Consider the following 9,182-nt stretch of genomic DNA (forward strand, 5'->3'; position numbering starts at 1 on the left):
CTCTGCGCTGGCCCCACCGGCCGCGCGCGCCGGCCCTGACCGTGCCGAACAGTTCCTCGTAGGCGTCGCCCACCTGATCCGTGCCCGCGGCGTGCGCGATCCGCAGGGCCGCGTCCCGGTGGGCGGCGCGCAGCCGTTCGTCGGCCATGTAGCGCTCCAGCGCGTGGGCCGTGGCGTGGACGTCGCCGACCGGGACCAGCAGCCCGGCGTGACCGTCGGTGAGCACTTCGGGGGCGCCGTAGGGCGCGTCGGTGGCCACGACCGGGGTGGCCTGGGCGAGCGCCTCCAGCACCGGGCGGGCGCTGTCCATGCGCTCGTAGGTCACCAGGGCGATGTCGGCGTCGTAGAAGTCCTCCTCCGCGGCTTCGCGGTTGAAGACGAGCACGCGGTCGTGGAGTCCCAGGGCCGTGACCAGGTCGCGGGTCTCGCGCCGCAGTGGCCCGGTGCCGAACAGCCGCAGCTGCCAGCCGGGCTGCGTCGCGTGGGTCCGCGCGAAGGCGTGCAGGGCCAGGTCCACGCGGCGGTGCGAGACCAGCCGCCCGGCGCTGATGACCACGCCGGTCGTCGGCTTGTCCGGGCCCTCGGCCAGGAGCACCGGTTCGGCGATCTGGCGCACGTCGACGCCGGCGCCGCGCAGCGCCTGGTACTCGGGGGCGTCGGCGTCGCCCCGCGTCAGGGGGACGACCGCGTCCAGCTCGCGGTACAGCTCCGTCCACCGGGCGCGGACGGACTCCGGGAGCCGTTCGACGGGCGCCGGCTGGCGGGCGACGCGCCGGGCGTGGGGCACGGGGCACTGCGCCAGGACCGCGCCGAGCGCGGAGCTGAGCGCGATCACCACATCGGCGCCGGTGCCGGCCAGGTGCTTGCGGAGCCTGTCGTCGTCGGCGCGGTTGTAGCGGCGGAACTCCGGGTCGCCGGCGATGACGAGCTGCGAGGTGTCGTCGTCGTCCCGGTCGCCGGGCCCGACCGAGGGGGCCAGGGCGGTGACGGCCACGTGCTCCGGGAGGCGGAGGGCGGCGTGCGGTGCGGCGGGGCCGCGCGCGGCCACGACGGTGACCCGGTGCCGGGGGGCGAGGGACTGGGCGAGCCGGGCGGCCGCCCGTGCGCCGGCGGAGTCGGTGGCCAGGGTGTGGGCCAGGATCTCGATGTTCACAGGCTCAGGCCGCCGTCTTCTCGTACGGGCTCGGCACCGGGTAGAAGGCTTCCAGGAATCGGTGGAGCAGGTGGCTCTGGTGCTCGATCTCGGCGGGGTCGCTCGCGGAGTCGTTCAGGCAGAAGGTGTCCCGGTCCCGGCGCAGGAGCAGCAGTTCCAGCTTGTGCTCCAGCTCGGGGTCGTCCAGCGCGAAGTAGCCGTACCGCAGGTCGCCGGGGAGGCTGCACCCGGAGTAGTAGGCGTAGTAGTGGTGCAGCGAGGACGCGATGGACAGGTCGGTGATGCTGCGTACAGGGCTGGCGGAGGTGCGCCGGTGCTCCTCGGGGAAGTCGCGTTCGATCGCGGCGAGGATGTCCCGGTTCAGCGCGTACGGCACGTGCTTCATCTTCTGCACGAGGGTGCGGCCGAACCGCTGCTGGATGAGCCGGCGGTTGTTCTTCGCGGCGACCGAGGTCGGCACCTCCTCGGGCTCCGGCGGGCCGTAGGGGACCTGGGCCGGGGACGGGAAGAACTTGGCGATGCCGTTCGGGTGGAAGAACGCGGAGGGCGTGAGCGTCCGCCCGATGAACATGTCGTCGTTGAAGTAGACGAAGTGGCGGGAGAGTCCGGGGATGTGGTGCAGCCGGGACTCGATGGCGTGGCTGTTGAAGGTGGGCAGGTGGGAGGGGTCGTCGAAGATCTCCCGGTGGTCCACCACGCGGGCCCGGCCGTCACCGGGAGCCCACCAGTGCGGGGTCTGCTGGTCGGTGACGATGTAGATGTTGCGCACCCACGGCATGAACATCCGGACCGAGCGGAGGCTGTACTTCAGCTCGTCGCGGGAGACGTAGCGGGCGAGGCTCGCCGCCTCCGCGTGGAACACCTCGCCGCGGCTCTCGGCGCGGCGCCGCTGCCAGGCCGGGTCGTCGCCGTCCACCCAGGTGTAGACGACGTCGATGGGGAAGGGGTGCTCGTCGGGGAAGGGGATGTCCAGTTCGGGCCGGGTCCGGGTGGGGCGCAGCTGCGGCACCTCGGAGCCGTGGGCCCGGCCGACCAGCTTGGTCATGTGCTCTCCGGGCACGACGAGCTGCGCCTGCGCGAGGGAGACGTATTCGCTGGCCCGGTTGCGGCGGGGGGCGACGAGCCGGTCGATCCCCTGGCCGGGCACGCTCTCGGCGGGCTCCCAGAACTCGATGTCGCAGCCGGTGTCGGCGCCGTGGGTCAGGCGGCCTTCCTCGGTGGTGCGGAACCAGAAGGCGCGGACGACGGAGAGGCCGGCCGCCCGCTCCCACGTCTTGGCCGAGGCGCCGTCCCAGGCGCCGTCGCCGGGGGCCATGCCGGTCTTGGGCCGGGCCAGGTAGCCCTTGCTCCCGGACAGCCGGGCGCGCAGCGCGGCCAGGGCCTCGGGACGCCGGCGGGCGTCCACGCCGACCGCGGAGGCGGTGTCGTCGAGGCCCGGTACGGCGAACCAGTCGATCCCGCCGGCCTCCAGGGCGCGGCGGACCTCCAGGTTGTTCATCTCGCGGGCGGCGAGGGGCGTGAGGCGGTCGTGCACCAGCGCGACACGCTTGTGCATGTCGACGACGACCTGCCGCTCCGTACGGCTCCCGCGCAGTTGCGCGGGCGCGGGCTCCGGGCGGCGGCCGGGGCCCGTGAAGGTGTCGCCAGCCGTTTCTCGACTGGAGGTGTCAAACACGCGGTTCACTTTCGTTTCGTACGGGGAATGGGCGCTGCGGCGGGGGGACCGGACGGCTCACTGTCTGAGCTCGGCCTTCTCCGGCCGTTCCGGACGGTGCACGGCACGCCGGCCGTCCCAGTCCGCGCGCTCGAACCGGCTGGGGACCGGGAAGTACGTGTCCAGGAAGTTCCTGACCATGCGTTCCTGGGCCTCGGGGTCCGGGTGCTCGACGGTGTCGTTCAGGCAGAACGTGTCGAAGTTCCGGTGGGCCAGGAGGTTGTCCAGGCGTCGCCGGGCCTGGTCGGCGGCGAGGTCGATGTACTGGTAGCGCAGGTTCCCGGTGGTCGTGCGCCCGGTGTGGAAGCCGTAGTAGTGGTGCAGCGAGGAGGCGATGGGGACGTCCTCGGGCGACCGGAAGCGGGAGTGCTGGGTGCGGTGGTGCTCCGCGCTGTAGACCAGCTCGATGTCGGCGAGGATGCTGCGCCGCAGGGCGTGCGGGGTGTGCTTCATCTTCTGCGCGATGCGGGTGCCGAAGGACCGCTCGATCAGGGCCCGGCTGTTCTTGCCCGCGGCGTTCACGGGGAGGTCCTCGGTGGCCACGGGGCCGCTGGGGATGAGCGCCTTGGACTGGAAGAACTTGGTCAGGCCGTTGGTGTGGAAGAAGCGGTCGGCGCCGACCGGACGGCCGAGGAACACGTCGTCGTTGAGGTAGAGGAAGTGTTCGGACAGCCCTTCGATGTGGTGCAGCTGGCTCTCGATGGCGTGCGAGTTGAACGTGGGCAGGGCGGTGGGGTCCGAGAAGATCTCGCGGTGGTCGACGACCTTGATGCCCGGTGCGTCGGTGTCCAGCCAGCTGGGCACCTGGCCGGCGGTGACGAGGTAGATGGTGCGGACCCAGGGCGCGTACTGGTGCAGGGAGCGCAGGGAGTAGCGCAGTTCGTCGCGGCTGGTGAAGCGGGAGTCGTTGGCGGCCTGGGCGTGCAGGGTGCGGGCGGGGCTGTCCGGCCGGCCCGAGCGGTAGGCGTCGCGTTCGGCGCTCCACTGGGGGTCGGAGTCGTCGACCCAGGTGTAGACGACGTCGATGGGGAAGAGGTGGTCCTCGGCCAGGGGCTGGGTGAACTCGGCGACCGTACGGGCGCTGCCGGTGGTGTAGGCGCCGGGGATCAGGGCGAACAGGGCCTGCGGGACGGTGTAGCGGGGGGCGTCGACGGGCACCTCGGTCACGACCCGGTTGGGGCGGGGTGCCTCCAGCAGTCCGCCGTGCTCCTTCCAGAACTCCAGGTCGCAGCCCTGGTCGGCTCCGAAGGACAGTTCCTCGGTGGGGTCGGTGACGTACCAGGCGAGCCGGAGGGCGTCGTGCTTGCGGAGCTGGCGCCAGGACTTGGCGCTGTCGCCGGGGCGCATGCCGGACTCCGACGCGGTGGCGGCGCCGACGTAGCCGGGGGTCTGGTCGAAGGCGATCTGGAGCATCTCCTCGGCCGCCTCGCGCTGGTCCGCGGGCACGGCGACGGTCGGGAGGTCCTTGGTGGCGCCCCGGACGCAGAAGTAGTCGACCCCGCCGGCCTCCAGCGCGGCGACGAGGATGTGGAGGTTGCGGGCGCGGGCGGCCCAGGCGGTGGCGCCGTCGACGACGAGGGCATGCATGTGCCGGCCCTTGACGCGGACGACGCGGCGGGTGGCGGCGACGCTGTGCCGGGGGGCGTTGCGGCGGCCGCCCATCGCCCAGACGACGGTCGCGGACCGGATGGCGTCGACGGAGCCGAAGGACGACTTGACCGCGGAGCGCAGCGGGGCCGGCACCTTGCGGACGATGCTCTTGCGCGCACCGGCCGGCACCACGGACCGGTACGCCGAGACCAGCGATCCCGCCTCCGGATTGCCGGAACCGACCACGAGGCATCCACCACCCACGCCACTGCGGTCCAGCGCCCGACTCGACCGGACGCCTCGTTGCGACCGGACGAGGACGGCATGAGACCGAAACCTGTCATCCCCCAATGAAGACCGCCCCAAGAGACGGTCAAGCTTGCTCGCTAGAGAACAAGCCACAGAACCTTCACATAAAAAAGCGGTCAACGTCCAGTCAAAAAAGCGGACACATCTGACATATGCCAGTGACGAATCCCACCGAGCAGACGTACAACCCTTTACAACTTCACGAAAACGTCACGTGAACACGGAGTGAAGGCGCGGTCTCACCCGGCGTGTACGCCCGACACTCGGGTGTCAGCGCGTGGGCGGACCGGGGACCGGGGTCACAGCCGCTGCCACCGGGACGAGAGCGTGAGCCCCTGCCCCTCCTCCTGCCGCGCGACCGAGATCGCCCCGTCCCGTCCGCGCACCGCCACGACGACCCGGCCGAGCCCGTCCGCGGCGAGCGCCGGGTCACCGGTGCACTCCTCGGCGGTGTCCGACCACCAGACGCCGCCCTGCTCCGCCTCGGTCCCGCAGACCCCGACCAGCAGCGTGCCGCCCGCACCACGCTGGGCGAGCACCGTGCAGTCGTAGCCGTCGAGCGGGGTGCGCAGGGCCACCACGGCGCCGTCGCCCGGCTGCCCGCCCACCGGTACGGGCCAGGCGCCCGCCCGGTGGCAGACGACGCCGGTCCGGTGCACGTCGGTCCAGTAGTACGTGAGCCGGTCGGGCGCCGTCTCCAGCGCCGTCACGGAGCCCTCCACGGCGTAGAACTGCAGGGCGGGGGCCTCCACCAGCGGTCCGTCCGGGGCCTCCTGGCGCCACTGCCGCACGCCCCGCTCGCCCGTGACGAAGACCTCGACGAGACCTCCGGAGGTCGCCGAGGCCACGATCTCCGCGGAGAGGCCGGAGCCCTTGAGGTCCTGCCACGAGCCCCACTTGCCGCCCTTGCCCTCGCGGCGCAGCTGGAGGCCGCCGCCGGCGTTGCGCGCGAAGACGAAGACGGTGCCCCGGGCGTCGACGACCCCGGCCGGCGGGCCCACCTTCAGGCCCCGTTCCCGGTCGCGGTAGATGTTGCCGAGGGAGCGCCACTCCGTGACGGGGCGGCCGGTCTGGTACTGCACGGCGTGCACGAAGTCCACGTGGGGGCCCTCGGCGTCCCGGCGTTCGCGGCGGCCGAGGAAATGCACGTACGCATCGGCGCCCTGGACGACGGTCAGGTCCGTCAGGCCCTCGACCGGGAAGAGGTCGGGGCCGTCCCACGCGTCGCCGCCGACGCCCCGCTGGGTCCAGCGCAGCAGCCCGCCGTCCGCGCGGGCGTACAGCGTGAGCCTGCCGTCCTTACCGAGCGTCATCCAGCGCCCGCGGGGCGTCCCGGTGACCTGGTGACGGCCGGACGAAGGCGCCGACAGCAGGGTGCCGCCCGAGAAGTCCGGTTTCTTTCGCCGCATGACCCCTGACCCCCCTGCCCTTCACGGGTTCTTCATCCCGTACACACGGGATCATTAGCATCATATGCTCAGTCCCGGCCTGCCGGTCGCGGCCATTCGGCCCCCGGTCACCGGGAACCAAAACACCCGTTCGCACGATCCTCTGTTCTATAGTGCACGCTCAGTCATACACGCACGGACCGGCCGCGCCCCCCACCCGAGTCCCACGCACTCCACAGCCCGCCCCAGGGGCCACGAGATTTGAGGACTCGACCACGATGACCCACGACGCGACAGCCGAGAGCACGCAGGAAAGCGGTCCGGCGTCCCACGGCCGCGCCGGGAAGCGCAAGGCGAGCCGCAAGGCAGGCCGCAAGCGGCGCCGCGGCCTCAAGATCACCCTGATCGTCCTGCTCGTCCTGCTCATCGCCGCAGGTGGCACCGCCTACTGGCTCTACAGCCGGCTCGACGGCAACATCACGGGCGTCGACATCAACAAGGCCCTCGGTGAGGACCGCCCCGAGAAGCTGCCGACCAGCGGGCAGAACCTGCTCGTCCTCGGTTCGGACTCGCGGGCCGGGTCCGAGAACAAGGAACTGGGCGGCGGGGCCGGCGTCAGCGGAGCGCGCTCCGACACCGCGCTCGTCGTGCACATCCCGGAGGGCCGCGACAAGGCCGTCGCCGTGTCCATCCCGCGCGACACCCTCGTCACCCGGCCCGAGTGCACCAAGGAGGACGGCTCGACCGTTCCCACCGCGAACCGTGTGATGTTCAACTCGGTCTACTCGCAGGTCGGCCCGGCCTGTGTGGTCAAGACCGTCGAGAAGATGTCCGGCGTGCGCATCGACCACTACCTGGAGATCAACTTCGCCGGGTTCAAGGGTCTGGTGGACGCCATCGGCGGCGTGACCATCGACGTCAAGGAACCCATCCACGACAAGAGGACCGGGCTGAACGTCGAAGCCGGACCGCACAAGTTCGACGGCGCCGAGTCGCTGAAGTTCGTCCGCACCCGTTACAGCCTGCGCGACGGTACGGACCTGAGCCGCATCGGCCTCCAGCAGCAGTTCCTCGTCGCGCTGCTCAAGGAGGTCAAGAGCCAGGACCTGCTCGGCAGCCCGACCAGCGCCTACAAGATCGCCAACTCGGCCACCGCCGCCCTGACCACCGACGACGAACTGGCCTCGCTCACCTCGCTGGCGAAGTTCGGCCGCTCGATGAACGGGGTGGACCCGGAGTCGATGGAGACGATCATGCTGCCCGTCGAGTACGACAAGGTCGACCGCAACCGGGTCGTGGCCGTCGAATCGCGCGCCTCGGCCCTGTGGAAGGCGATCCGCGAGGACGCGCCCATCCCCGAGTCCGCCAAGAAGTCGCCCGCGCTCGGCCAGGGCTGACCCGGCCTCGGGGGCGCACCGCCCCACGCAGCGCCGAAAGGAGCGGGGCGCCGGCAGTGGTCCGGCGCCCCGCTCCTTCACGTCCGTCCGCTCACACCCGCTCGGCCGGACCCAGTGCCAGCCCCGGTTCGCCGTTCTGCCGGGCCACGAACAGCCCGCCGCGCTCGCCGATCACCGCGAGCACCACGCGCCCCTGGCCGTCCAGGGCCAGCGCCGGCGGGGCCGGGGTGCGGACGCCCGTCTCCGCCCACCACAGGCCGCCGGCCTCGTTCTCCGTACCGCAGGCCGCGAGCATCACCCGGCCGTCCCGGGTGCGGTGTGCCAGCACCGTGCAGTCGTAGCCGTCCAGTTCGGCGCGCAGCACCGCGACCGGGCCCTCGGCCGGGGTGTCGCCGATCGTGACGGGCGGGGTGTCCAGCCGGTTGGCGACCAGGGTGCCCGCGGCGCCGTCGGTCCAGTAGTAGGTGATGCGGTCGGGGGCCGTGGCCAGCGCGCTCACCGCGCCGCCGGCGATCCTGACGTTGAGGTTGGTGCCCTTCTCGAGGGCGCCGCCCGGCTCCTTCTGCGCCCACCGCATCGCCTTGGTGACGCCGGGGACGACCAGCTCGACGCGCCCGGACTCGGCGACCGCGACGGCCATCGTCTCCTTGCCGAGGGTGCCCCGGAGGTCCTTCCACCCCTCCCACTTGCCGTTCTTCGCCTCGCGGCGCAGCATCATGCCGCCGTTGGCGTTGCGGACGAAGACATGGACCGCGCCGGTCGGGCCGACCGCGGCGAACGGGGGCCCGATGCGGGCGGTGCGCTCGTCGCCGTCCTTGTACGGGTTGCCCAGCGAGCGCCACGCGGTGACCGGGCGGCCCGTCTGGTACTGGACGGCGTGCACGAGGTCCACCTTCGGCAGGCCCTCGTCGTCGCGCACCGAGCGGCGCCCGAGGAAGTGGACGTAGCCGTCGTCGCCCTGGGCGAGGGCGATGTGGTTCAGGTCCGGGGCCGGGAAGTGCTCCGGGCCCTGCCAGCGGGGACCGCCCGGACGCTCCTCGGTCCAGCGCGCGATGCCGTCCTCGTCGCGGACGTACGCGGTGAGCCGGCCGTCCTTGCCACGCACGAGCCAGCGTCCGCCGACCGGGGTTCCGGCCGTCCCACTGGGGCTTTCGACGTCTCGCAGGGCATCCTCGCCCTTGCCGGAGGCGCTCCCCCGGACACGTCTCGACCTGACTCGCATGTCGTGGCGTCTTCCTTCCGTGATGGTCCGCTCCCGATCTGCGGCTTTGTGTCACGACCGGCGCCCGGAAGTCGGGGAGCACCCATCATAGAATCACCGTTCGAACCCATGGAATCACCGCGTCCGCCCGCGCTCGCGGGGCCGCGGACCGCGGCTGCCGGCGGGGCGTGGCAGGCTGGTCCCATGCCGAGCCCGCTCCCCCTGGTGATCGTCGACGCCGCGAATGTGGTCGGTTCCGTGCCGGACGGCTGGTGGCGGGACCGGCGGGGCGCCACCGAACGGCTCCGGGACGCGCTGGTGCCCCTCGCCGACGCCGGTCTGCCCGGCCTGCCCGGACCGGTCGAGCTGCTCCTGGTGGTCGAGGGCCGGGCCCGGGACGTCGCCCCGGTGGCCGGGGTGCGGGTCGAGG

6 protein-coding genes and 1 pseudogene are annotated in these 9,182 nt (G+C 72.3%); 2 read left to right on the plus strand and 5 right to left on the minus strand.

Annotated elements, in window-relative coordinates:
- The 4 genes from MHW47_RS35995 to MHW47_RS27365 all read right to left on the minus strand — a co-directional run.
- On the minus strand, positions 1 to 1,153 hold a 1,153-nt coding region (locus MHW47_RS35995; RefSeq protein ID WP_239226436.1), incomplete at its 3' end, for a glycosyltransferase.
- A gap of 4 nt (positions 1,154 to 1,157) precedes the next feature.
- Positions 1,158 to 2,837, minus strand: coding sequence for a stealth family protein (locus tag MHW47_RS36000; RefSeq protein ID WP_239226437.1), 1,680 nt, complete (start codon positions 2,835 to 2,837; stop codon positions 1,158 to 1,160).
- A gap of 48 nt (positions 2,838 to 2,885) precedes the next feature.
- Complete coding sequence (locus MHW47_RS27360; protein ID WP_239226438.1) at positions 2,886 to 4,703, minus strand: stealth family protein; 1,818 nt, start codon at positions 4,701 to 4,703, stop codon at positions 2,886 to 2,888.
- Positions 4,704 to 5,065: 362 nt separating this feature from the next.
- Positions 5,066 to 6,175, minus strand: coding sequence for a hypothetical protein (locus MHW47_RS27365; RefSeq protein ID WP_239226439.1), 1,110 nt, complete (start codon positions 6,173 to 6,175; stop codon positions 5,066 to 5,068).
- Positions 6,176 to 6,432: 257 nt separating this feature from the next.
- Here MHW47_RS27365 and MHW47_RS27370 point away from each other — a divergent pair, with 257 nt between their 5' ends.
- Positions 6,433 to 7,551 (plus strand): LCP family protein, encoded by a 1,119-nt coding sequence (locus MHW47_RS27370; RefSeq protein WP_239226440.1) that lies wholly within the window; start codon positions 6,433 to 6,435, stop codon positions 7,549 to 7,551.
- Positions 7,552 to 7,642: 91 nt separating this feature from the next.
- On the opposite strand, the gene MHW47_RS27375 is transcribed toward MHW47_RS27370, so the two are convergent.
- Positions 7,643 to 8,773, minus strand: coding sequence for a hypothetical protein (locus tag MHW47_RS27375; RefSeq protein ID WP_239226441.1), 1,131 nt, complete (start codon positions 8,771 to 8,773; stop codon positions 7,643 to 7,645).
- Between the two features lie 183 nt (positions 8,774 to 8,956).
- On the opposite strand from MHW47_RS27375, the pseudogene MHW47_RS27380 reads away from it, so the two are divergent.
- Positions 8,957 to 9,182 (plus strand): annotated as a pseudogene (locus tag MHW47_RS27380) (NTP pyrophosphohydrolase); the annotation flags it as partial.

The sequence above is a fragment of the Streptomyces sp. OfavH-34-F genome, from assembly GCF_022347745.1.
Taxonomy (GTDB): Bacteria; Actinomycetota; Actinomycetes; order Streptomycetales; family Streptomycetaceae; genus Streptomyces.

What these genes read in the sequence shown, in the direction of transcription:
- MHW47_RS27365 (WP_239226439.1), bottom strand. Translation starts at nt 6,175, where the DNA reads ATGCGGCGAAAGAAACCGGACTTCTCGGGCGGCACCCTGCTGTCGGCG.
- MHW47_RS27370 (WP_239226440.1), top strand. Translation starts at nt 6,433, where the DNA reads ATGACCCACGACGCGACAGCCGAGAGCACGCAGGAAAGCGGTCCGGCG.
- MHW47_RS27375 (WP_239226441.1), bottom strand. Translation starts at nt 8,773, where the DNA reads ATGCGAGTCAGGTCGAGACGTGTCCGGGGGAGCGCCTCCGGCAAGGGC.